The organism is Sphingobacterium sp. UBA7625, assembly GCF_002484085.1.
Lineage (GTDB): Bacteria > Bacteroidota > Bacteroidia > Sphingobacteriales > Sphingobacteriaceae > Sphingobacterium > Sphingobacterium athyrii.
Genome location: NZ_DLJD01000031.1, coordinates 146,688 through 172,748 on the forward strand (window position 1 = coordinate 146,688; position 26,061 = coordinate 172,748).

At 43.8% G+C, this 26,061-nt stretch carries 19 protein-coding genes; 7 read left to right on the forward strand and 12 right to left on the reverse strand.

Annotated elements, in window-relative coordinates; genetic code table 11:
• Positions 1–340 precede the first annotated feature (340 nt).
• Positions 341–2,818: an endopeptidase La gene (gene lon, locus B4G94_RS14875; RefSeq protein WP_286859816.1), complete on the forward strand. Its 2,478-nt coding sequence runs from the start codon at positions 341–343 to the stop codon at positions 2,816–2,818.
• Positions 2,819–2,949: 131 nt separating this feature from the next.
• Here the strand turns inward: lon and dctA are convergent, their stop codons facing one another.
• The 9 genes from dctA to B4G94_RS14920 form a co-directional block, all read right to left on the reverse strand.
• Positions 2,950–4,203, reverse strand: a complete 1,254-nt coding sequence (gene dctA, locus B4G94_RS14880) for a C4-dicarboxylate transporter DctA (protein ID WP_108637039.1) — start codon at positions 4,201–4,203, stop codon at positions 2,950–2,952.
• Between the two features lie 4 nt (positions 4,204–4,207).
• The gene (locus B4G94_RS14885; RefSeq protein WP_286859818.1) at positions 4,208–5,263 is read right to left on the reverse strand and encodes an alpha/beta hydrolase; all 1,056 of its coding nucleotides are present in this window, start codon (positions 5,261–5,263) and stop codon (positions 4,208–4,210) included.
• A gap of 191 nt (positions 5,264–5,454) precedes the next feature.
• The gene (locus B4G94_RS14890; protein ID WP_286859820.1) at positions 5,455–7,365 is read right to left on the reverse strand and encodes an amidophosphoribosyltransferase; all 1,911 of its coding nucleotides are present in this window, start codon (positions 7,363–7,365) and stop codon (positions 5,455–5,457) included.
• 120 nt (positions 7,366–7,485) lie between these two features.
• A complete protein-coding gene (locus B4G94_RS14895; protein WP_108637041.1) occupies positions 7,486–9,363 on the reverse strand; it encodes an Nramp family divalent metal transporter in 1,878 nt (625 codons plus the stop codon).
• A gap of 83 nt (positions 9,364–9,446) precedes the next feature.
• Positions 9,447–10,049, reverse strand: a complete 603-nt coding sequence (locus B4G94_RS14900) for a 2'-5' RNA ligase family protein (RefSeq protein WP_286859822.1) — start codon at positions 10,047–10,049, stop codon at positions 9,447–9,449.
• Positions 10,050–10,171: 122 nt separating this feature from the next.
• Positions 10,172–12,124 (reverse strand): gamma-glutamyltransferase family protein, encoded by a 1,953-nt coding sequence (locus tag B4G94_RS14905; protein ID WP_286859824.1) that lies wholly within the window; start codon positions 12,122–12,124, stop codon positions 10,172–10,174.
• 252 nt (positions 12,125–12,376) lie between these two features.
• Positions 12,377–14,053: a sodium/sugar symporter gene (locus B4G94_RS14910; protein WP_286859826.1), complete on the reverse strand. Its 1,677-nt coding sequence runs from the start codon at positions 14,051–14,053 to the stop codon at positions 12,377–12,379.
• A gap of 52 nt (positions 14,054–14,105) precedes the next feature.
• Complete coding sequence (gene xylA / locus B4G94_RS14915; RefSeq protein ID WP_165305819.1) at positions 14,106–15,434, reverse strand: xylose isomerase; 1,329 nt, start codon at positions 15,432–15,434, stop codon at positions 14,106–14,108.
• 2 nt (positions 15,435–15,436) lie between these two features.
• Entirely contained in the window at positions 15,437–16,921 is a 1,485-nt protein-coding gene (locus B4G94_RS14920) for a xylulokinase (protein ID WP_286859828.1), read from the reverse strand.
• Positions 16,922–17,046: 125 nt separating this feature from the next.
• Between B4G94_RS14920 and B4G94_RS14925 the strand changes: the two genes are divergently transcribed.
• The 4 genes from B4G94_RS14925 (at position 17,047) to B4G94_RS14940 (ending at position 20,296) form a co-directional block, all read left to right on the forward strand.
• Positions 17,047–18,069, forward strand: a complete 1,023-nt coding sequence (locus B4G94_RS14925; RefSeq protein WP_165305817.1) for a LacI family DNA-binding transcriptional regulator — start codon at positions 17,047–17,049, stop codon at positions 18,067–18,069.
• A gap of 166 nt (positions 18,070–18,235) precedes the next feature.
• Positions 18,236–18,655: a hypothetical protein gene (locus tag B4G94_RS14930; protein WP_241254937.1), complete on the forward strand. Its 420-nt coding sequence runs from the start codon at positions 18,236–18,238 to the stop codon at positions 18,653–18,655.
• 1 nt (position 18,656) lies between these two features.
• Entirely contained in the window at positions 18,657–19,130 is a 474-nt protein-coding gene (locus B4G94_RS14935) for a hypothetical protein (protein WP_108637048.1), read from the forward strand.
• A gap of 143 nt (positions 19,131–19,273) precedes the next feature.
• Positions 19,274–20,296, forward strand: coding sequence for a WD40/YVTN/BNR-like repeat-containing protein (locus B4G94_RS14940; RefSeq protein ID WP_286859831.1), 1,023 nt, complete (start codon positions 19,274–19,276; stop codon positions 20,294–20,296).
• Between the two features lie 84 nt (positions 20,297–20,380).
• On the opposite strand, the gene B4G94_RS14945 is transcribed toward B4G94_RS14940, so the two are convergent.
• Positions 20,381–22,456: a Na+/H+ antiporter gene (locus B4G94_RS14945; RefSeq protein WP_286859833.1), complete on the reverse strand. Its 2,076-nt coding sequence runs from the start codon at positions 22,454–22,456 to the stop codon at positions 20,381–20,383.
• 85 nt (positions 22,457–22,541) lie between these two features.
• Positions 22,542–23,924, reverse strand: a complete 1,383-nt coding sequence (glmM, locus tag B4G94_RS14950; protein WP_108637050.1) for a phosphoglucosamine mutase — start codon at positions 23,922–23,924, stop codon at positions 22,542–22,544.
• A 201-nt stretch (positions 23,925–24,125) separates the two neighbouring features.
• On the opposite strand from glmM, the gene B4G94_RS14955 reads away from it, so the two are divergent.
• Both B4G94_RS14955 and B4G94_RS14960 read left to right on the forward strand, forming a co-directional pair.
• A complete protein-coding gene (locus tag B4G94_RS14955; protein WP_108637051.1) occupies positions 24,126–24,707 on the forward strand; it encodes a phosphatase PAP2 family protein in 582 nt (193 codons plus the stop codon).
• Entirely contained in the window at positions 24,707–25,528 is an 822-nt protein-coding gene (locus B4G94_RS14960) for a ZIP family metal transporter (protein WP_108637052.1), read from the forward strand. The genes B4G94_RS14955 and B4G94_RS14960 overlap by 1 nt, the downstream gene beginning before the upstream one ends.
• Here B4G94_RS14960 and B4G94_RS14965 read toward each other — a convergent pair whose 3' ends face one another.
• Positions 25,529–25,978, reverse strand: a complete 450-nt coding sequence (locus B4G94_RS14965) for a MarR family winged helix-turn-helix transcriptional regulator (RefSeq protein ID WP_108637053.1) — start codon at positions 25,976–25,978, stop codon at positions 25,529–25,531. It lies immediately after the preceding gene.
• Positions 25,979–26,061: the final 83 nt, after the last annotated feature.

The window sequence follows — 26,061 nt, forward strand, 5'->3', positions numbered from 1 at the left end:
AATAGTTACGTTTTTTCAATATACCTTATTATTGACCAATATTGATCGTTTATTACCCTATGAAAAAATAACCCATTGCTTCACCCCTCGCAAGAATCTGCCATCGTTTATTCTTTCATATTCCAATATTACAATTATTATGCCTATTTATCCAACAAATGGCAGATAAATTTTATTTAACCTGCCTTTTTTTCATATTCTAAAAAATAGATTAGTAATTTTGCTACCTTTTAGCAATTGGCACTTCCCTTGCACTATAGGGGAAACAATATTTGAAGCTTAAAATTTGAACGTCTACCGACAACATGTCAGCGACTGACAAATACACAAAATAAACACTATGAGCAAATTCGAAACTTTTGATTTCAGTCAGGCTATTCCAATCGTTACGGAAGACACAGAATTCTTCCCCCTATTGACACAGCAGGATGAAGACGATATGGCAAATGCTGAAATTCCAGAAGCACTATCTATTTTGCCTTTACGCAATACCGTATTATTTCCCGGTGTCGTCATTCCGATCACTGTAGGAAGGGATAAATCCATCAAATTGGTTAAAGAAGCCTATAAGGGCAGCAAAACAATCGGTGTGGTCTCCCAAAAGGATATGACAGTAGAGGACCCTGGGTTTGAGGAACTGAATAAGGTGGGTACTGTTGCCCATATTATTAAAGTACTTCAGATGCCCGACGGAAACACCACCGTAATCATTCAGGGAAAGCAACGTTTCAACCTGGTGGAAATCGTCGAGACCGAACCTTATCTGAAAGCTCGTGTCGAGAAATTCAACGAGGCGAAACCTAAGATGACCAAACATTTCAAAGCGACAATCTCGACCTTGAAAGAAATGGCATTGCAGATTATTCAGCTTTCACCAAACCTACCTAGCGAAGCTGGTATAGCAATAAAAAATATTGAAAGCCCCTCTTTTCTGATCAACTTTATTTCGTCGAACATCAATGTCGAAATGATCAAAAAACAAGAGTTGCTACAAATCCCAAAAGTGGAAAACCGCGCCAAACTCCTTCTGGAACTGTTGACCACAGAAATCCAGATGCTGGAACTGAAACATCAGATCCAGAACAAGGTGCGCGTTGACTTGGACAAGCAACAACGGGATTATTTCCTCAACCAACAGTTGAAAACCATCCAGGAAGAACTGGGCGGAAACACACCTGACCTGGAGCTTGAAGAGCTCAAGAAACGTGGTAAAACAAAAAAATGGTCTCTTGATGTTGAAAAACATTTTAACAAGGAACTTGAAAAATTATCACGTATCAATCCAGCAGCGGCAGATTATTCTGTTCAGCTGAATTATCTGGAGCTCCTGCTTGATCTTCCATGGAATGAAACAACCAAAGATAATTTTGACTTAAATAAGGCGCAAAAAGTCCTGGACAGAGATCACTATGGATTGGAAAAAGTCAAAAAGCGTATCGTTGAATACCTTGCGGTATTGAAATTGAAAAATGATATGAAAGCCCCGATCCTTTGTCTGGTAGGCCCTCCGGGAGTGGGTAAGACCTCTCTGGGCCGCTCTATCGCCAAAGCATTGGGCCGCAAATATACCCGTATGGCCTTGGGGGGCGTACGTGACGAAGCCGAAATCAGAGGCCACCGCAAGACGTATATCGGTGCCATGCCCGGTCGTATTATCCAATCGCTAAAAAAAGCAGGCACGGCCAATCCAGTGTTTATTCTGGATGAGATTGATAAAATGAATGCTGATTTTAAAGGCGATCCTTCTTCGGCCTTATTGGAGGTGCTGGATCCTGAGCAAAACACGCATTTCTATGACCATTATGTCGAAATGGAGTTTGACCTTTCCAAAGTGATGTTTATTGCAACAGCCAACTCGCTGAGTTCCATCCAGCCCGCTTTATTGGACCGTATGGAGATCATCGAAGTCAATGGATACACCATCGAAGAAAAGATTGAAATAGCGAAAAAACACTTGCTTCCAAAACAGCGCGAAATGCACGGGATGGCTGCCAAGGATGTTGCCCTAAAAGGTAAGATCATCGAAAAAATCATCGAAGACTATACCCGCGAATCCGGTGTGCGCGGACTGGAAAAGAAAATTGGTTCGATCGTCCGTGGTATTGCCACACGCATCGTCATGAAAAAAGATTACAACCCAAGCATCAATGATCAGGATGTCGTGGATATCCTCGGGGCACCGATCTTTGATAAAGATATCTACGAAAACAATAATGTCGCCGGTGTCGTAACCGGGCTTGCCTGGACTTCGGTAGGTGGTGATATTTTATTTATCGAATCTTCTTTAAGTCCCGGAAAAGGACGCTTGAGCCTGACAGGTAATCTGGGAGATGTCATGAAAGAGTCCGCCTCCATTGCTTTAGCCTATTTAAAAGCACATGCAGCCGACTTTGGCATTGACTACCACGTATTCGACCATTGGGATATCCATATCCACGTTCCGGCAGGTGCCATTCCTAAGGATGGTCCATCCGCTGGCGTAACGATGCTCACTGCGCTGACATCTTTATTTACACAACGTAAGGTGAAAGAAAAACTGGCGATGACAGGGGAAATTACCTTGCGCGGAAAAGTGTTACCGGTAGGTGGTATAAAAGAAAAAATCCTTGCCGCCAAACGGGCGAATATCAAAGATATCATACTGTGCAAATCCAACGAAAAAGATATTCTTGAAATCAAGGAAGATTATATCAAAGATATGCAGTTCCACTACGTGACCGAAATGGCACAGGTAATCAAGCTCGCACTTCTGGAAGAAAAAGTAGATGGAGCCTTAGATCTATCCCAGGGAATTGAAAACACAAAAAAAGAGGGGTAATCGCCGCTCAGAAATTTAGAATAATAGATAAAAAACAGGGTGTCCAATAAAAATTGGACACCCTGTTTTTCTTTTATGCTGCCCCCTATTCTTCGCGGTTGCAGGTCAACTATTCAATACAGCATACGCTATCAGCCAAGTTTCTCATGTAGCAGTTCTTCATCCAGGCTATTTTCATATTTTGAGATCACCAGCGTCGCCGCTGAATTGCCGATCAGATTGGTGATGGCTCTTGCCTCACTCATAAAGCGGTCTACGCCAAAGACCAATGCGACGGACTCGACAGGCACATGTCCGACAACAGGGAGCGTTGCCGCTAAAGTCACAAAGCCGCTTCCCGTCACACCCGCAGCTCCTTTTGAGGTCAGCAACAGCACCAGCAGTAAGGTAATTTCCTGCTCCAGACTCAGATGCATATTCAGCGCCTGTGAAATAAATACCGCAGCCATGGTCAGATAAATACTCGTCCCATCGAGATTAAAGGAATAGCCCGTAGGAATCACCAGTCCCACGACCGATTTGGCACAGCCCGCATCTTCCATTTTCTGCATAATGCCCGGTAATGCGGATTCCGAAGAGGAGGTGCCCAATACAATCAAAATTTCACCTTTGATATACTTCAGAAATTTGAAAATATTAACCTTGACATAGAAGTGCAATACGGCCCCGATCACAATCACGATAAAGATAATGCAAGTCAGGTAGAAGCTTACCATTAACATCCCCAGCTTGGTCAGGGCCTGAATACCGAATGCGCCAATGGTAAACCCCATCGCCCCCATCGCTCCTATAGGCGCCAGGTACATCACCATCTTAATAATAGCAAAAAGTACCTTTAGAAAAGATTGTAGCACATTGATCACCGGCTCTGAGGCCTTTTTACCGATCTTGGTCATGCCGACCCCAAAGAGTACCGCAAAAACCAGTACCTGCAGCAGATTATCTGAAGCCACTGAAGCGACAACATTCTCCGGGATAATATCCATGATAAAATCCATGAAACTATGCGGTTTCTTGGATTCCGAAATATAGTGTGACACCGAGGATATATCCAGGGTCGACGGATCGGCATTCATGCCTGTACCGGGCTGAATCACGTTGACAAAGATCAAACCGATGATCAATGCGACCGTCGTCATGACTTCGAAATAAATAATGGAGGTGAGTCCGATCTTGCCCACTTTTTTCACATCCTGCATTCCGGCAATTCCGATGACGATCGAACTGAAGATCAGGGGGGCAATCACCATCTTGATCAGTTTGATAAAGGCATCCCCCAACGGCTTCAGCTTTACGGCAAAATCCGGAAAAAAGGCGCCGCAGAAAATACCGACCAATATACCGACGATAACCTGAAAATAGAGACTCTTAAAAATATGTTTCATGGTGCTAACGATTAACGGCAATTCCCTCGGCCTTCAACATGGTTTTAAATTTGGGGTTGCGGATATATTTATTAAAATCATGGCTTTTCATACCGGTAAAATCCGTATACTTCATGATCGGATAATGTTTTACCAACTCATTGCAGACATCAGCTTTATATCCTAAATCCGTTGCTTTCAGCTTATTGGATAAAAAACCAACAAACTTCTTCAACATCACATCGGTATTATTGATGGTGATATGGATTTTCTTCACCTGTTTGCTCAAACTACAGAATGAATCCGTTCCCGAAGTCACATCCCTGATCTTAAAGTCATCGAGACCTATCGCCGGTGCAAGCATAATGCAGGTAATGTCATTGCCATTTTCCGCAAGCTTTTTCGCCGCATCAACATCTACATTGTGGTTCTCTAACGTACCCTTAGCAAAACTCTCGCTGAATGTTGCGCTGCTTAAAGCACTCAGCACGACTGATGCTCCCCGACTATGGGAGATTAAAATGATCTTTTTATTATGGATGCTATTTAACAAATTCCGTAGTCCAAATTCACCCGCCATCTGACTGAATGAGGTAGCAGAAAACCAAACTTTGGCGCCACTAAAGGGATTCGTGGTATGTAAACCATCCCAATAAAATTTAACGACCTCATCTTTATTTGAATTGAGCTTCAACAGCTTACGCATATATTCATAGCTCTCATTGACTTCATCAGACGGTGCATTAAAACCATGTACAAAGATAAACACGCGGTCTTTCGCTTTCACTTTACTCTTCACAGCCAACATGCGGGTCTTTTCAAAACTTTTCAGCTGGCTTTCCAGGCCTTTTTCCGTTGCGATCTTCATCAGCGAGTAGGCATTGATGTCACCGCTTTTAGGGGGGGCACCATACGTCTTACGCCAATTATCCGGATAGAAATTGCCGTTTTGGTCTACAAATGAATTGACGATATTCGGTTTATCGAATGAATTGGGATATGGGTCCTTGGGTACATTATGGGTTATTCCACAGGAAACCATTAAAAAAAGAAGAAAAAAATAGAAAAGTTGTCCTCTCATGAAGCTATTTTTTAAGCTGTTAAAAACCATAATTTCATTATGGAAAAGATTGATCGAATCATAAATGTATATATTGGCAAAATATAGTGAACACTTTACGCCATATGCGGCACCATTTTAATCAATCCGTCCTACGAATATAAAAAAAAGGGATGCATAAATGCATCCCTTCCTCTGATATTTTTTAGTCTTTAATTACTAAAGTAGGCACGTACATTTTTACCTTCAATCCAGTTCATAAAGGCTTTGTTCACAACCTTATTTCCACCCGGAGTAGGATAATCACCGGAGAAGTACCAGTCACCGGTATGTGCCGGACATGCTTTGTGCAGGTTATCCAATGTCTGATACACCACCTCTAGTTCGGCTTTCAAATGGTGCGGTCTGACGATACGACCAATTTCTTCGGAAATCTCCTGATCAGTAAATGGCGCATAAATAGCCTTTACATAGTTCTCAATTTCATTGACATCCTGGGTCATCGACAACAGACATTTTTGATATACGTCATCAATAATATGTGCCATACCACGTTGTTTCAACAGGTTGATTGCCGCTTCAAACGCTACGAACTCACCCATACGTGACATGTCTATACCGTAACAGTCCGGATAACGGATTTGAGGAGCCGACGAAACAATTACAATTTTCTTTGGATTCAAACGATCCAGGATCGTCAGGATACTTTGTTTCAACGTGGTCCCACGTACAATGGAATCGTCAATCGCAACAATGGTATCTTCATGATCTTTAACGATACCGTAAGTGGTATCATACACATGTTGTACCATATCCGTACGATCGGCGTCCTGTGTAATAAAGGTACGCAATTTGGCATCCTTCACATTCAGTTTTTCAAAACGGGGTTTGATGCTTAATATGTCATCCAGCTCCTCGTCAGAAATTTTCTCCGAACGTTTTAACAAGGTTTCTTTTTGAAAATCCCGCACGTAAGTATTGATACCGTCCATTAAACCGTAGTAAGATACTTCGGCCGTATTGGGGATAAAAGAGAATACGGTATTTTTAATATTACTTTTGACAGATTCCAGCACCTGAGGCACCAGTAGTCTACCCAGTTCTTTACGTTCTTTATAGATATCAGCATCCGATCCGCGTGAGAAATAAATACGCTCAAAAGAACAAGAACGTTGTTCAACAGGTTGTCTAAACATTTCCTGTGACACTGTACCGTCTTTTTTAGCGATCAGCGCATGCCCCGGTTTAATTTCTTTCACGGCACCGATAGGTACATTGAATGCAGTTTGAATGACAGGTCTTTCCGAAGCGACCACTAAAATTTCTTCATCCTGATAGTAGAATGCCGGACGGATACCCGCAGGATCACGCATCACGAAAGCATCCCCGTGACCAAAAATACCGGCAATGGTATACCCACCATCCCAAGTTTTCGCTGAACGCTTCAGGATCTTGGAAACATCAATATTTTTGGCAATCAATGAACTGATTTCCACATTGGAATAACCTTCTTTTTTGAATTGATCAAAAAGCTCCTGATTTTCATCATCTAAGAAATGTCCAATTTTTTCCAAAACGGTGACGGTATCCGCCTTTTCTTTTGGATGTTGTCCCAACTCGTACAGCTGTTGCAAAAGTTCGTCCACATTGGTCATGTTGAAGTTACCCGCAACAACAAGATTGCGTGACATCCAGTTGTTTTGTCTTAAAAATGGGTGACAGCTTTCGATACTGTTCTTTCCATGCGTTCCATAACGCAAATGTCCTAAAAGTACTTCTCCAGTAAAACTGACATTATCTTTTAACCATTGGGTATCCTTTGACTCATCTGGAAATGCCTTCTGAACAGAAGCAAATTTTTTCTGTACATATTCGAATATATCTGCCACGGCAGTTGAGCCCATAGCTCTGTAACGCGAAATGTAACGATTTCCAGGTTTAACATCAAATTTAATGGTTGCAATTCCAGCCCCGTCTTGACCACGGTTGTGCTGTTTTTCCATTAATAGGTACAATTTGTTGATGCCATAGAATGGCGTACCATATTTTTCCTGATAATAAGATAAGGGTTTTAACAGGCGAATTAGTGCGATTCCGCACTCGTGTTTAATAGCGTCGCTCATATCTTGATTTGATGTCGCAAAAATAAGAATTATTTAGAACTTACTACCCCCTACCCACACTTTTTCCGCAATAAAATTACAGTGAATCAACAGTGCCTCTTCGAGATAGGTTTCAAAGCCTTATTGCGCGATAAAAACCGGAACTTTTACAGCATGCCGCAGCTTGTTGACGGTCTCTCCAAAAACAAAGTCTTTGACTCCGGTATGACCGTGGCTCCCCACGACCAATAGATCTGCATGATATTTTTCACAAACTTCGGCAATGCTCCGGATCCGATTGTTGTAGCCGAGTTCATATTCCGTCTGATGCCCTTTGGACAATAAAAAATCTGCATATAGCTTCAGGCGCTCCAAATCCTGCCGCGACTCAAAATCATCAGTAGACTCACCGGTGTATTTGACAGAGGCACTTTCGACAATATGGACAACGACAAAGCTGGTATCGGGATGTGACAACTGCAGGGCGTACTGGATCACTTTCTGATCCGAATTTGAAAAATCCAGCGCGATCACCACTTTCTTGAACGAACCTCTGTCCTCAAAATGTAGGGCCTCAAATGGGGGATGTACTTCCAATTCGATCGGTTTTGATTTACGTAAAATGGGAATCAATACGGTCATGATCAACAAAAAGAGCAGACCAACAGCACCCAGAATAAGTAACACCGTGACCAAAGGATTGTTTGCTTCGGCAATCCAGCCCCTGACCTCGTCATAAACCAGTTTAAAATTCAACACCGCGATCACAGCGGCAATTAGCCAGGCAAATGCTTTTGTCAGCGGTTTAATCGCAAAAATTCCCATCTTGGCCTTGTCACTGACAAAGTGAATCAGCGGGATCACCGCAAAGGCCAGTTGCATGCTCAGAATGACCTGACTAAAGATCAACAGCTGCCCTACCTGACCTTCGCCAGAAATCAGGATCACTAGGACCGCAGGTATAATCGCTAAAAGTCGTGTAATAATCCGCCGTAGCGTAGGACTGATCCGCAGACGCAGGTAGCCCTCCATGACGATCTGTCCGGCCAGTGTGCCCGTAACCGTTGAACTCTGTCCTGCCAGAATCAATGCCACCGCAAATAGTTTCGATGCCCATTCGGTGCCAAGTAAATTCCCCAGCAGGTGGTAGGCATCTTCCAGCTCGGCGACATCGTGCATGCCATTCTTATGAAACACTGATGCTGCCAGGATCAGAATGGCGGCATTGACCAAAAATGCCAGATTTAACGCAATGGCACTGTCCCAGAAATTATATTTTAAGGATTTCCGTATGGAGACTTCATTGCGGTCAATCTTTCGGGTCTGCACCAAAGCTGAATGGAGGTAGAGGTTGTGCGGCATGACCGTGGCACCGATGATGCCAATGGCAATATAAAGTGCGGCACTATTGGGAATGCTCGGAATAAAACCCGTGGCCACCTCCGCAAAATCAGGTTTGGCCAAAAACATCTCCACCATAAAGCACATACCGATCAGGGAAATCAAACCAATGATAAAGAGTTCCATCTTGCGCATCCCCAGCTTCTGCAAGTAGAGCAACAGGAAGGTATCGGCAAAACTGATCAGCACCCCCCAGAGCAGATCAATGCCAAACAGCAGGTTAAGCCCAATGGCCATCCCCAGCACTTCGGCCAGATCGCAGGCGGCTATAGCAATCTCGGCCAGGATATACAGCACAAAATTCATGCGCTTGGGATAGGTCTCCCGATTACACTGTGCTAAGTCCTTACCCCGCACAATTCCCAAACGGGCACAGAGATTCTGCAGCAATAAGGCCATAATATTGCTCATCAGCAACACCCAGATCAAGGCATAGCCAAACTGGCTCCCCCCGGCGAGATCCGTCGCCCAGTTGCCCGGATCCATATAACCTACACTGATCAGATAGGCAGGGCCAAAAAAACTGAGTACCTTTTTAAATTTGGATTTTCCTTGATTGACATCCACACTTTCGTGGATATCGGATAATGATTTATGATGGGAGTCGTCGTGATGCATAGCTTACATTAGGACAATATCTTTTATTGCTAGGGCTAAAGATAAAAAGCTTTACAGTATTAGGCAATTAAACAGCCATATAATTAGAATTTAAATGTAAGTTGGCCCGAGTTTTCTTTCGACTGGTTGCCGAATTTAACAAAATCAACCGGTTCATATTGCCCCATATCAGGATTAAAGCGGCGGATATACACACCGTTACACATAAAGCTCAGATCGACCGAACGTAGCATTTTCTTTGCAAATTCAAGTCGTGCAGGCTCCAGTCGGCGTCCGATGGAGATATGGGGTTCATCACTGATCTCGATCAGGTCAAAGGGGCTCAATGTGTGCACAACCTTTCGTGCTCTATCCTTCAGGTAACTGCGGGCATGTACTGTTGGACCGATATAGAAAGCACCACCAGCAAAGGAAGCAAAGTGATCAAAATACACATATTGGCTGCGCTCACAGCGCAAGGATTGTTGCAATGCTGCGATAGCCTGTGCCAGCGTATCGTCATTTCCTGTAAAAGCACAAATAGTTACATGAGCTTTGGAATTACAGCTATGGTACCAGCCTTTGTCCTTATCCGGAAATTCCTCCGCCAATGCTGCCCGCAAGCGCTGCTTTAACTCATCTACCAATACCAAACCAGCTTCATCAGGCTGAAAAACAAACGAATATTTATTGACGCTACCCTCCATAACAAAAAATCAACTTTTGATCAGTAGGTAAGATACCAAATCCGATGGAGATAACAAAACGATGCGGCTCTTCTGTTCAGACGTTGCCTGACTCATAGCGGTAGCTGCAGCTTGTGCAGATGCTACCAGCCGATTCCGTAATCCTCCCCATTATTGCTGCTACCGCCCCAGAGTGTACCATGCTGCTGATCAAAATAAATGGCGTTGATCGGACCACTGTTGCGCTCACCAAACTGTATACTGTAACCCATTTTCTGAAGCTTTTCGACGACTTCAGGCGCTGTGCGCTTATCCAGTAGCAAACTTCCCGCGCGTGGTTTTCGGTCATCCAATTTGGTACCGCCCAAAGACAGCCACAACTGATTGCTGTTGATATTTGGCGCCTCGCTGGCTTGCTGCGGCGTCATGCCGAACTCTACAGTATTCAAAAAGAATTGAAGCAGGTTTTGATCCTGCGTATCCCCGCCCTGCACCGCGAAAGAAAGGTAAGGCTTTCCATCTTTCAAGGCTAAAGAAGGTGTGAGCGTGACCCGAGGGCGTTTGCCCGGTGCCACTACATTGAAAGGATTAATGAGGGAGTCGAGGACAAAGCTTTGTAAACGCTGGCTCATGCCTACCCCCGTATTTCCAGCAATACAGGCCGGTAACCAGCCTCCACTTGGTGTAATGGAAACAACCCAGCCTTCGGCATCCGCTGCCTCCACACTTGTGGTTCCGCGCAATAAGCGGTCCATATACACACTATCTGGGTTTTGGGATGCCCAACGGGCAGTATCCGACAGGGATAGCAAAGATGAGGTGGAACTCACATCGTGCTTGGGCACAAAATCCTTGTTTGATTCGGTATTCGGCGTGAATTGCTTGCTGCGCTCCCGAAGCAGGCCGGTAAAAGGGTTCTGCTTCCCTTCATAAGGGTAAGGATCACCCGGAAGTACCTGCGGATTGTTACGTGCCGGGGCAATGGTGGCAGCCCGCGCCTTGGCATAGGATTCACTTAAGAGCCCCCGAATAGGTGCTTTAGGTTTGAAATAGGGATCACCATAATAGAAATCCCGGTCAGCAAAGGCCAGATTCATCGCTTGATAAAGCGTATGGATATAGGGAGCTGAATTATATCCCATGGCTTTTAAATCAAAATTTTTCAGCAGCTGCAAGCTCTGTAGCATGGCCGGTCCCTGTGTCCATTCCTGCAATTTATAAACGTCAATACCTTTATAGTTGACATGTAAAGGTTCTTCTTCAATAGGTTTCCAATTGGCCAGATCCGCTTTGGTGATCAAGCCCCCCTGTTCCTTACTGCCACGGACAAATTCATCGGCGATATCGCCCTTATAAAAACGGTCATAGGCGGCCATAATCGCTGTTTTCCGATCCTTGCCAGCTGCAAGGGTTTTCTTTTCAGCTTCAACAAGTTTGGTTAATGTCCCGTGTAGGTCTTGCTGTACAAAGATTTCCCCTGCTTCGGGTGCTTCCCTTTCCTTGCCTTCATGCACGAGGAAAACTTTTTTGCTGTAAGGCCATTCTTTGATACGTGCTTTACCACGTTCAATGCTATTGGCCGTCTGGGCATCAATGGGATAGCCCGCCGCCATCTCCATGGCTGGCGCCAGGACTTCAGCCAGGCTTTTGGTGCCGTACTGTGCCAACATATAACACAAGCCTCCGGGTGTGCCGGGGGTAACCGCAGCAAGCGGACCGTATTCCGGCGGGAATTCATAACCCTTCGACCGAAAAAAATCGACCGTTGCTCCTGTCGGTGCCACGCCCAAAGCATTGATAGCAATTACCTTTTTCAATTTTGGATGATAGATCAAAGCCTGTGTTTCCCCGCCCCAGCTCAGGACATCCCACATGGTACAGGTTGCCGCAAGCATCGCACAGGCCGCATCGACCGCATTTCCGCCTTGCTGGAACAGCTGTGCACCGGCAGTCGCCGCCAAAGGCTTTCCGGTGATGGCCATCCAATGCTTGCCATGCAAAGGCGGTTTCTCCGTCCGTTGTGCGCGGGCCTGCACCGGCACCAATGCGGTCATTATCCCTGCAAGAGCAGTAAATAGCGTATATCTTCTTTTCATCCCTGTTATTATTTTTTGTCCAAAGTCCGCGATTCTAGTCCCCTCCGATGTTGAAATAAGGATACCAGACCGGATTTGCGCATAGCAGCACATGTAATTTTATTGAAGACAAGATAGGAATTTTTTAAAAAACCATCAGACCATTGCTGCAAATCCAGGTTATAAAAGGCCTGAAAAATTGTTCTGAAAACAAAAAGCCCATATCAACTGAAGTTGATATGGGCTCTCTATACGGCCTTTTTGATTATCGGCTTACCAATAAATGGAGTACAATGCTGTTACCAATAGGGCAACAATCAATGTTCCGATCAAAAATGCTTTATGCGGTTTAAACATTGTCGTATCTACTTCCAGTCCCGCAGGCACTACACCACGCTTGTTGTCAATCAGACTGATAATGATCATACCAACAATACAAATGACAAAGACAAAGCCCATCCGATCCAAAAACGGAATTTCGTAAACACCGGTTGTCGGATTTGGAATAGAAAATCCGGTAGAGGCCAAGAACGAAAGATCTGCCCAGTCCGGTAATTTTTTGAAAATAATAGACAAGATAAATCCACCTATCGTCGCAAATAACGCAGCATTGGACGTCGTCTTCTTCCAGAAGAATCCTAAGATAAACATGGCAAAGATACCCGGCGACACAAATCCGGTGTACTCCTGAATATACTGAAATCCACCTTTTTTGTCGATACCCAAATGTGGCGCGATGATCACGGCCAGAATCATGGCAACAACAACAGTCAGTTTACCAATATTGACCAATTTCTTGTCAGTAGCTTCGGTATTGAATACTTTTTTATAAATATCCAGCGAAAAAATTGTCGCAATACTATTTGCCTTACCCGCCAACGAAGCAACGACCGCAGCAGTCAAGGCCGCAAATGAAAGTCCTTTCAGTCCTGACGGCAACAGATTCAATAAAACAGGGTAAGCATGGTCTGGGTTTACCTCGCCATGTTGCATCATTTCATTTTGGAATAAGCCATCTTTCCACATCACGTAAGCGGCAATACCCGGCAATACCACAATAATCGGCATTAACAATTTTAAGAATGCTGCAAACAAGATTCCGTTGCGTGCAGTCTTTAGATCAGCGCCTAATGCACGCTGTGTGATATATTGATTACAGCCCCAATAGTTTAGGTTTACAATCCACATACCACCGATCAAAACGGTTAATCCCGGTAAATCGAGGTAGTTTTCGTTCTTACGATCCAGGATCATATGGAAGTGATCAGAGGCTTTCTCTGTCATCAGGTGATAGCCCTGCAATATGCCCGAACCACCGTAATGTTCTGAAACCAGATTCAATGCCAAATAGGTCGTTGCCAAACCACCCAACACCAAAAAGAACACTTGAATAATATCCGTATAGCCAATCACCTTCATACCGCCCAAGGTAATGATAACGGCAAAAATAGCAATGGCATACATACATGCTTCCAGACTGATACCCGAAATACTGCTGACGGCAATGGCTCCCAAATAAAGAATAGAAGTCAGGTTGACCACAACGTATAACAGCAACCAAAAAACGGCCATAATCATGGCAACGGTACCATTATATCGCTTGTGCAGAAATTGTGGCATGGTAAAGATCTTGTTTTTGAGGTAGACCGGTATAAAAAATACCGCAACCACAATCAAGGTAATTGCTGCCATCCATTCGTAAGTCGCAATCGCTAGTCCCATCTTGAAGCCCGAACCACTCATACCAATAAATTGCTCCGCAGAAATATTGGACGCAATCAGCGAGGCTCCGATCGCCCACCAAGTCAGGGACCCTTCGGCAAGGAAATAATCCTTTGAGCCTACAGATTCAGACTTTTTGCGATAATACACCCATAATCCATAGCCTGCAACAATGACAAAGTATATCAGGAAAACGATGTAATCTTTTGTACTTAAATAATTATTCATGTGTTGGTAATTGGTTTAATTTGATCGCCTAATATAGAAATATTTTGAATAACTATATATATCTATTGATCAAATTTTCTAAATACTCCTGTCTGCCGCTGATCGTTTGTGGCTCACCGAATTCTACGGCCAGATCTCTTAAACGCTCCAAACTCAAGGTTCCTTGCTCAAAAGAAGCCCCATTGCCGCTATCGAAAGAAGCATAGCGGTCGGCCCGTATTTTACGGTATTCGGAGTCTTCCAAGATGCGTTCGGCGGTAAGCAAAGCCCTTGCAAAAAGATCCATTCCTCCGATATGGGCATAGAATAGGTCTTGCGGATCGGTTGAGTTCCTGCGAATTTTGGCATCAAAATTAACTCCACCACCCTGGAAGCCGCCGCCTTCCAAAATAATTAACATAGATTCGGTTAGTTCATTGATATCATTTGGAAATTGATCGGTATCCCAGCCATTTTGATAATCACCCCGGTTGGCGTCAATGGAGCCTAATTTTCCGGCATCAATCGCGACCTGCAATTCGTGCTGGAAAGTGTGGCCTGCTAAGGTAGCATGGTTTACTTCAAGATTAAGTTTGAAATCGTCCAAAAGATCATATTGTCTTAAGAATCCCAACACCGTGGCCGCATCGTAATCATATTGGTGCTTGGTCGGTTCGCATGGTTTTGGTTCGATAAAGAATGTACCTTTGAAACCATTTTTACGCGCATAGTCCTTCGCTAAGTGTAAAAACTTGGCAAGATGCTCCTGTTCACGTTTCATATTGGTATTAAGCAGGCTCATATAACCTTCCCTTCCTCCCCAGAACACATAGTTTTCACCACCTAGGGCAATTGTTGCATCCAATGCAGCTTTTACCTGCGCAGCACCATGTGTCAATACCTGAAAATCCGGGTTGGTCGCTGCCCCATTCATGTAGCGCTTATGGCTAAAAAGATTGGCTGTACCCCAAAGCAGCTTGATACCACTCGCCTGCTGTTTCTCTTTGGCGTAATCCACGATCGTTGCCAATCTTTTTTCATTTTCCAGCACGTTGTCGGTATAATCAACCAAGTCCACATCATGAAAACAGTAGTATGGAATATTCATTTTGCTGATAAATTCAAAAGCGGCATCCATCTTGTCCTTGGCACGTGTGATCGCATCCGTGCTCTCATCCCAAGGGAAATTGTGCGTAGCACCGCCGAATGGATCCGAGCCATCACCATTGAACGAATGCCAATAGGAACAGGCAAACTTAAAATACTCCTCCATCGTTTTACCCGCAACGATTTGTTTCGGATTGTAATAACGGAAAGCAAATGGATTTTTACTTTCTTTTCCTTCAAATTCGATCTTCTCGATCCCTTTGAAAAACTCTTTTTGTCCTTTAATAATATTCATTTTTATTTGCTATTGATTTTAATTTCTAATATTTCCTTCCATTGTTGATAATTTTCTTCGTATTGTTCCACATATTGGGGTTCCACGGTATAAACAGGTTTTAAACTCCTGAAAGCTTCGGTGAGATCACTATAATAACCGCTGCCGATGCCTGCTCCCAAAGCCGCGCCAACACTACCATCATGATCATATACTTCCACAGGAACATTGGTCGCCCCTACGAATGAGTCGCGGAATACCGGGCTCATAAATAAATTGGCGTGTCCGGCACGGATCATCTGCGGATAAAGGCCATTTTCACGCATAATATCCAAGCCATAGCGAAAAGCAAAGGCAATCCCTTCCTGAATAGCCCGTAAGATATCGGATGTTTCATGTCTATTCAGGTCAATGGATGAGATCGAAGCACCTACCAGTTGATTATTTAACATACGCTCGGCACCATTGCCAAAGGGAACAACCTGCAAGCCCTTACTTCCAATCGGCGAAGTAGCAGCCATGGCGTTGATCCGATCGTAGGATAAATCTTTTCCCAAAAGTTTCCTGCCCCAGCTATTCATAATCCCCGTACCATTGATACAGAGCAATACGCCTGTCCGGATCGCATCTTCCCGATAGTTGACATGAGCAAAGGTATTGACACGGGACTCTCGGTCAGCGATCAGCTGATCACTCACCCCATAGATCACACCGGAAGTTCCCGCCGTGGCAGCCACTTCCCCCGGCTGTAACACATTCAATGACAAGGCATTGTTTGGTTGATCCCCGGCCTTGTAATTGATGATCACGGTGGATGAAAGCCCCAGTTCTTCGGCCACTGCTTTCTTGATTTGACCGTGTTCAGCAAAAACAGGTAATATTGACGGAATCAGTTTGGGATCAAAACCGTAATAATCCATCAGCGTTGTTGAAAGTTCATTCTGTTGAAAATCCCAAAATACCCCTTCCGATAACGCAGAAATGGATGTACTGATGGATCCCGAAAGTTTCATGGCAATAAAATCACCGGGAAGCATGATCTTGTCAATTTTATGATAGATTTCGGGCTCGTTTGCCTTCACCCAAGCGAGCTTGGAAGCCGTGAAATTACCGGGAGAATTGAGATGGTGGTTCAAATTGAATTCCTTTCCGATCTCCTCAAAAGCTTTATTTCCCAATGCAACAGCCCGGCTGTCACACCAGATAATCGCATTGCGCAATACCTGTTGATCCTTATCGACCACAACAAGTCCATGCATTTGATAAGCGATGCCGATGGCCGTGATCTGCTTCGGATCGTATAAGCCCGTGGCATTGGCCTTGGATAAGGCCTGCTTGAAATAGCTCCACCAATCGAGCGGATCCTGCTCTGCCCAATTGGGCTGCGGCGAATAAATGGGTGCTTCAACAGCGGGATACTGCGTTGAACAGATCTTTTGTTGTGAGGACGCTTCGACAATGGAAACCTTGACCGAAGATGTACCGATATCTATCCCTAAAAAATACATCTGATTTTTTTTTAAAACTGGTTATTTAAAACAATAAGCGGAAACAACATTGCAACCGGTTGCATAAAAGTAGGATATGTTTCTGAATTTTCCAAAATATTCAATAAAATTATTTACTTTGGGGCGTGAATAAAAAAACAACGATTTATGATATTGCCCGGGCGCTTGGAATCACGGTTTCAACGGTTTCCCGTGCCTTGAATAACGTACCTACCATCAGTGAGGCTACACGGCAGCTGGTTCTGGCAAAGGCCAAAGAACTGAATTACAGTGTCAATAAAATTGCGTCTTCGCTCTCTTCGGGCAAGTCCAATACCATCGGGGTTATCGTGCCGACGATGCAAATCCACTTTTTTGCAGAAGCTGTTCACAGTATCGAAAAAGAATTAAAGAAACACAACTATAGCCTATTGCTCTATCAGTCAAACGAATCCTATACCGATGAAGTAAATGGTGTAAAAACCTTACTGGAAGCACAGGTAGACGGAATCATTGCTTCCCTCTCCCTGGAGACACAGGATATTGCACATTTTCAGGAAGTCATCAAACAAGGCAAATGCCTGATCATCTTTGACCGTACACATCAGGACATTGCCGCCCCTGTCGTCAAGCTAAACGACTTTGAGGCGGGTTATCTTGCGGCTAAACATCTGATCGAACAGGGCTATAAAAAAATTGGTTTTATCACCACAAACAAAGAAATCGCTATTTTTCAGGATCGTTTCAGCGGTTTTGAAGCAGCGTTGAAGGAAGCGGACCTTCCCCAACTCGATGAACTTATTGTAAAGGGCGAACTATCTATCGAGGCGGGGATAAAAGGCACAGAGCAGATTTTGAAATCTTCCGTTAAACCGGATGCCATCATTGGCGGGGATGACTTTACTGCTGTCGGGATTATTCAGGCGCTTAAAACTGCACAGATAGATATCCCCGAAACGGGTGTGATCGGTTTCGCAAATCAGACCTTCTCTTCGTTTATCACACCGACCCTGTCCAGTATCGATCAACAGGCCAACAAAATGGGGGAAGAATGTGCCAAGCTCTTTTTACAAATGGTCAAACAAAAGGATCCTTATGAAGATATCCAGCAGGTTGTCCTCGATCCAATCCTGATAAAAAGAAAATCTACCTGCAGAATAGACAAATAATTAATAACTTTGCCGAAATTTGAAATAAATGCAAGCCCGGCAGAAGTTTAGAATTCTAAGTATTTGCTTACTATTTGTTATCCAGGCACTCTTTCTAGTAGCCATCTTTGTTGAAAACACCAGTTCATATATTGTCCTGTCTTTCATCGGATTACTCTCTTTATTCATGTTATATAGCTACTTTAAGTCGCCTATACATCATCATATACATGAATATGAGTCGATCAAAATAGCAGTATGGGTGCCCGTAGGTGCTATTGCCTCCTATTATTTTAATCAGATTTTTGGCCTTGGCCCAGTGATGGGTGCTGCACTGACAGGAACATTGGCATCATTTATCCCCAATATCAATAAAAAGTCCGGTTATCTCCCCCACCTCCCTGCCGCCGTCTATTGTGGTGCCTTTGTCGGCATGTCCAGCGCACAGGTTGCCCACGGTTTTTCTTTTATCCTGACCGCGAGTGTTTTTACCGCCATCTTTCTGGTCATTTCAAAAAGCCTGCTGAATGGGATCGGTGGCAAATTGGGAACATTGGCTTTTCTTGGTGTTTCGATGACCTATTTACTGCTTTATCTTTTCAAATAATATGGAAACATTCATTCTCTATCTTGTCGGAATTATCGGAAGTACAGCAACATACTATGTCAATACCCGATACAAACAGGGGGCTGTCCGTTCCTCCGCCTTATTGACTTTGATCGTGTCCGGTTTTCTCTATTTTTTTCCACAGCTATTGTCCAGCTATCTCACACAGTATATTCCAGCCGTATTTATCGGTGCATCTTTTATCGGAATGGTGTCCAAAACGCAGTTGTCCACTTATTTCGGGCTCTCTTTGGCCGGCGTAATCTTCACCACCATCCTGCTCAATACCAGCAAGTTCTTTAATGGATATGGCGGCGCATTGGGGACATCGGCCTGTATATCGCTACTTGTAGTATTGAGTATCCCTTATTTTAAATCACCTAGAAAAATGACGGTCGGTTTTCTGCAGTTGCGCAAAACAATCTTAAAAAAAGGGCGCAGGAGAAAAAGAAGAGGTACAGATTTATCGAAATAATATAGGTAGATTTACTGTAACAACGCGAGCGGAATTATGCAATAATACCATCGAATTTAACGCAAATAAACCGTATGGCAATGATATAACTGAATTTAATGTAATTATAGGGCTGAATTTACTGCAATAACTAGTATAACCACATGAAACCATTCTTATTTCTCCTCCTCATTCAGGTCTTTCTGACCGAAACGCTATCCGCACAAAAAAACACGATTCAGTTGCTGAACCAAGAACGCAACAGTAGCTACCGTGGACTAAGCGTAGTTGACGATCAGACGCTCTGGGTCAGCGGAAACAATGGAACAGTCGGATTAAGTACGGATGCAGGAAAAAACTGGCAATGGATCAACCCCATAGGCTACGAAAAAATCGACTTTAGGGATATTGAAGCTTTTGATGAAAATGAGGCACTGATTATCTCCGCCGGTTCCCCGGCCTTGATCCTGCGCACCACTGATGCCGGCAGAAGCTGGAAAGAGGTTTTTAAAGATACACGACCTGAAATATTTTATGATGGCTTTGCTTTTACACCAAAAGGTGTTGGTATCGCTTTTGGTGACGCCATCAACGGGAAGATGCCTTTATTAAAAACAACAGATTTTGGACAGACATGGAAGGATATATCCGTCAACCTAACATATACCATTGCGGATGGCGAGGCTGGTTTTGCCGCCAGCGGTACCTCTATCTTTAGTCTGCCGACGGGGAATTTCTGGATCGCAACTGGCGGAACGGTTTCCAATATTTACACGAGCAGTGATCAGGGGGACACCTGGCAGCGTTACAGTTGCCCCATCACGCAAGGGCAAAATAGCAGTGGGCCATTTTCCATAGCATTTCATTCACCCAAAAAAGGCATCGTCGTCGGGGGAGATTACCGGAATGACAAGAATACGGAAAAGGCCTGTTTTCTGAGTCATGATGGCGGTAAAACCTGGCATCCGTCCCGTCAGCCCATATCAGGCTTTAAGTCAGCGGTGATTTATCTTTCAAGCAAACAGCTTATTTGCACCGGAACATCAGGCACAGACCTGTCGGATGATCAGGGAAAGACATGGCATACCATTTCCCGGGAAAGCTACAATGCAGTGCAAAAAGCAAAAAAAGGGAAAGCTGTTTTTCTGGCTGGGGATAAAGGAAAAATAGCAAGGCTGGTCCAATAGGTCAACCTTGCTATTTTATGAGCTTCCCAGCTTTTGGTGCCGGATGCTACGAAATGAATTGAAGTCTTTTTCCGGGTAGTCGTCTTATCTGCGTGACAGCCGCGACTCTTCCAGATCCAGCGAATACTCCAGTTCTTTGATCACATCGCTATCATATTCTTTGCTCTCTTTCATCTTCGCTAATCCATCGCGACGCAAAGCCAGAATTTCCAGCATAATTTTGTTATATAATCCCCGTACAGCTGAGAGTTGCGCACGGGTATCCTCTTCCTTAGCACGTTCAGAAGCATTTACGCTTCTGATAAGCTGCTCTTTGACCCGTGCAATGGTTTCATATTCCATCATTTCTTTGGCATAATGCTTATCCAGATAAGCTATCGAATCCCTACCGAGCTTAACACGGATCTCATCAATTTGTTCTTCCACGGATACCTGTTCGTCGACCTCATCAATTTTTATTAGCTTAATTAACAGCGGCAAGGTAAGTCCCTGAAACACCAAGGTCACTAGAATAACGACAAAAGTGATAAACAAAATAAGATTACGGTGCGGAAAAGCTGTTCCGTCATATAGCGTCATGGGAATGGCCAAGGCCGAGGCAAGTGAAACAACACCCCTCATACCGGCCCAACCGACTACCAAAGGCAGTTTCCAGCCCGGACCTTTTTCTTTGACACGCACCCGCTTGAACAATAGACGCGGCACATAGGCTGAGAGATAAACCGCTACCAAGCGCAGGACGATGACAATAACACAGATTGCCAAGGCGTAATCTATGGCTTCTTCCATCGAGTACTCACCCAATCCGTTGATGATCACAGGAAGTTCAAGCCCGATCAGGATAAAAACAAAACCATTCAATAGAAAACCTATTGTTGCCCAAACCTCCTTGGTCTGGATACGGGTATGATAGTTCAGATAATCACCTGCACGGAAGGAAAGGAATAATCCGCCACTGACCACTGCCAAAACGCCCGACCATTCAAAATGCTCCGCAACGATATACATCAGGTATGGGGCAATCAAGGTGATCGGAGTTGATATGCTGGAGGATTTGGCCACGTAACGCAAAAAGAAATACAAGATATGGCCGATCACCAGACCAACAACGACCCCCATCACGGACAGAACAAGAAATTGTGTTGTTGCCGTACCCATGGCAAATTGACCTGTTAGAATAGCGATGGACGCAAACCGAAACACCGTCAGAGAGGCCGCGTCGTTGACCAGGCTCTCCCCTTCCAGAATAGCAATCCCCCGTTTGGGGATACTGATCCCCTTTAACACCGAACTCGCAGCGACGGCATCTGGTGGTGATATAATTCCACCCAGCAGAAAACCCAAGGCTAAGGTGAAGCCCGGGATAATGCTGACCGAAAAATAAGCGATTGCCAAGGATGTGAAAAAGACCAGGCCAAAGCCCATGATAAAAATAGATCGGCGCCATTTCAAAAAGTTTCCCCAATTCGTATACCAGGCAGCCTCAAATAACAATGGCGGTAAAAATACCAAAAAGACAATATCCGGATCTATGCTAATGACCGGTGCTCCGGGAATAAGGGAAATACCTAAGCCGCCAATAACCAACAGGATGGGATAGGATATCTTTAAGCGCTGACTGAGAACAAACAGCATCGCCATAAAGAAAAATAGCACCATCACCAGCAGCAGATTGTTGTGTATAGTATGTCCCTGCTTTCCTCCTACGGCAGATTTAACATCTTCATAAGGCGCCAGCATCGCGATATTATATTGCCTGATCTTCCAATCGTTGTCTATTTTGCTCACTACGCCGGTACCACGAAAGTACTTCGTATTTATCTTAAAGGTTTCATCAAACCAGGCCGTTGTACTATCGCCATTAAAATGCACATATCTGTTTTGATAGGTATAATTCCAGGCATATTTCGGGTTAAAATACTGTTCAGAGAATTTATCACTATGGTTCTTATCCCAACGTTCCTGTCGGTCTGCCCCCAATATAACCGCATCTGCCGCAAGTGAATTGATAAAAGGGCCAAACTTCGCTTCGCCCGAAGATTTATGCCAGGCATCCAGGGTAGCATTGATCGCGTTGACAGGCTCCTGAGCCTTAGACGAAACGGCAAGTAAAAACAGGCTTAAAAAACAATAAATCGCTATATAGGTCTTTTTAATCATAAATTATGAAAACGTGTTTTTATTTTGTGGAAATATATTTCCATGTAGATCATAAAACAAAAAGCTGCAGATGCAGCTTTTTGTTTTATTTAATTATTTCTTCGATCTCACGAATGATCTTTTGAGCAATCTGCTCAGCAGCTTCGGGGCTCGGGCCTTCAGAGTAGATCCGAATGATTGGCTCGGTATTGGATTTACGTAAGTGCACCCATTCATTTTCAAAATCTATTTTCAGACCATCAATAGTGCTGTGCTCTTCATTTTTATACTTTTCTTCCATTTTCGCCAATAGATTGTCGATATCCAGTTCCGGGGTCAACGTGATCTTATTTTTAGACATAAAATATTGCGGTAATGAGGCACGGTATGCTGAAGCTTTCTTGCCCAGTTTTGCCAAATGTGTCAGGAAAATAGCCACACCTACCAAAGCGTCACGACCATAGTGCGAAGCCGGATAGATAACACCACCATTACCTTCACCACCGATTACGGCATCCACCTCTTTCATTTTGGTGACTACATTGACTTCACCGACCGCAGCAGCATAATATTCACCGCCATGTGCTTTGGTCACATCACGCAAAGCACGTGTAGAAGATAAATTAGATACCGTGTTTCCTTTTTTATGCTGCAGAAGGTAATCTGCCACGGCAACAAGTGTATATTCTTCACCGAATAGCTCGCCATCTTCCATCATAAATACCAGACGATCCACATCCGGATCGACAGCAATGCCCAAATCAGCTTTATTTTCGATGACAGCAGCAGATAAATCTGTCAAATGTTCTTTTAAGGGTTCCGGATTATGCGGGAAATTACCATTGGGCTCACAGTGAATTTTATAAATTGTCTGTACCCCCAATGCATCCAACAAGGCCGGAATAAATGTTCCCCCCGTACTGTTCACCGCATCCAAAGCAACTTTAAAGTTGGCTGCTTTGATCGCCTCTTTATCAACATATTCCAAGGCCAATACAGCGTCAACATGTTTTTGTAAGTATGAATAGTCTTTGTGTACCGATCCGAGTTCTTCGACGGCAGAAAAATCAAAATCCAGGGATTCTCCAAGTGCCAATACTTCCTGACCTTCCGCATCCGATATAAATTCACCCTTGGCATTTAACAGTTTAAGCGCATTCCATTGTCCCGGATTATGCGAAGCTGTCAGGATAATACCGCCAGCGGCTTTTTCCAAGGGAACAGCAATCTCGACTGTAGGAGTCGTCGATAATCCCAAATCAATCACATCGACACCGATACTCTGCAGGGTACCGATAACCAGATTACTGACCATTTCGCCTGAAACACGGGCATCTCTTCCGACTACAATTTTCTTTATGCCACTTTGTTTTACAATGATCGTTCCGTATGCAGCTGTAAATTTAACAATATCTATTGGCGTAAGTCCTTCTCCTGCACGACCGCCTATCGTACCACGTATTCCTGAGATTGATTTAATTAAAGTCATTTCCTTTGAATTGATTAACGTGTAAATTTAGCATTATGCCAATAAAATCTCGAATTAAAATTATAATTATTGAATTTTTAACGTATCTTTGTTGCAACAAAGTTGTTTTTAAAAGAAACAATCGTTTGCAATGAAATTATTTTTACTTTTGAAAAGCGAGTTTTTAAAAGTTTGGGAATTTCATTGTAATCAACAACATTTATGATTCAACAATTAGTACACATCGATCAAGAGATTTTTCTTGCCATCAACCAGGGCCTGAGTAACCCCGTGTTCGATTGGCTGTTGCCTATATTGCGTAATCCATACACTTGGGCTCCTTTATATCTTTTTCTGATCATTTTTTTCATCAAAACGTATGGAAAAACGGGTATACTGATTGTAGCGATGACCTTGATTACCTTTGGTATATCCGATGGTATCTCATCTCACTTGATCAAAAAGAATGTTAAGAGAATCAGGCCCTGCAACGATGTGGAGTTTAAGGAGAATGTCAATATCCGGGTACGCTGTGGCTCTGGATTTAGTTTTACCTCCTCTCATGCGGCCAATCACTTTTCCTTGGCTTTCTTTTGGATCGTGCTATTCCGCAGAAGATGGAAATATGTCCTATGGCTCTGTATTGCCTGGGCATTTCTGATTTCGGTCTCGCAAATCTATGTTGGTGTCCATTACCCCTTTGACATACTCTGTGGCTCCGCGCTGGGAATCCTGGTTGGATTGGCTACAGGTTACCTGTTTAAGCGGTTCGTACCTAGCTTTTTTAAAACTGAACAAGTATAATGAATTCAATTTTATTGATTTTAATTTTATTCATACCTGCATTTGCAAGTGGAATCGCTGTTTTTTTCGTCCAGAAAAAAGGAACAAATTTTCTAAAATTGATCCTTTCTTTTAGTGGGGCTTACCTATTTTCCATTACGGTACTGCATTTAATTCCGCATGTTTATCAGTCAACGAATACTTCCCCCGAGGTATTGGGCATCTATGTACTCGGTGGCTTTTTGTTCCAGTTATTCCTTGAGCAATTTTCCCAGGGGATTGAACACGGACACATCCATACGGAGCATGAGCATGGACATCATAGCCATCGTTTTCCGATCGGTATTATGTTTAGCTTATGCCTTCATGCTTTCTTGGAAGGGATGCCATTGGCGGCAACACATCAGACCGAACTCGCGTTAGGGATTTCGATCCATCACATTCCGGCAGCGTTTGCCTTAGGCAGTATTCTCATCAGTACGCACCTGAAAAAAAATACCATTATCATCACGCTTGCGCTATTTGCAGCGATGACGCCATTTGGATTTCTATTGAGTAAGGCCATCAGTGCTGGCGAAGTCGGTGATATACAGCAGTATTTTGATAAGATTATGGCTGTTGTCATCGGTATATTTCTACATATATCCACGACCATATTGTTTGAATCCGGATCTATAGACCATCACAAATTCAACAAGAAAAAGATGATTGCGGTGATTGCCGGCGTGGCCATTGCCCTGGCGAGCTTTGCTTTCGTTGGCGAACACGATCATGCACATGGCCATGGAGAAAGCCACCAAGAAGAACGGCATGATCATGATCATCATGACCATGCACATTAATTAGCCCCTTAATTTGTCTAATAAAGCACTGAGCTGGATGGCTTCTTTTTCACTGATCCTATTGGGTAGAATATCCGTCATCAGCATAGGCTCCTCGAGATTTTCAAGAATCTTCAGGCCCTTATCGGTGATGAACAGATCGACAGCACGTTTATCACCACCGGATTGACAGCGGGATACGAGTCCTTTGGTGACCATGCGATCCATCATCCGGGAAATATCTGGCGTGTTGCTCAGCATTCTTGATTTGATCAGGTTATTGGTGGCCGGTTTTGGGTATTGACCTCGTAGGATACGTAAGACATTAAATTGTTTCAAAGTGATCCCCTCCTTGCCTGCCCTTTGTTCAAGTTCATTATTGAGCCAATTGTACGTATATAGGATGTTTACGGTACATCGATGCCATTCATTGCTGAATTTGCTTACTTTGATTTCCTGCTCGATTTTCATTTTGGTTGATAATTAATCCCTTTTTAATCGTAAAGATAGCTGTTTTTTACGCTAAATACATAACTATGACATTAGAATCATTC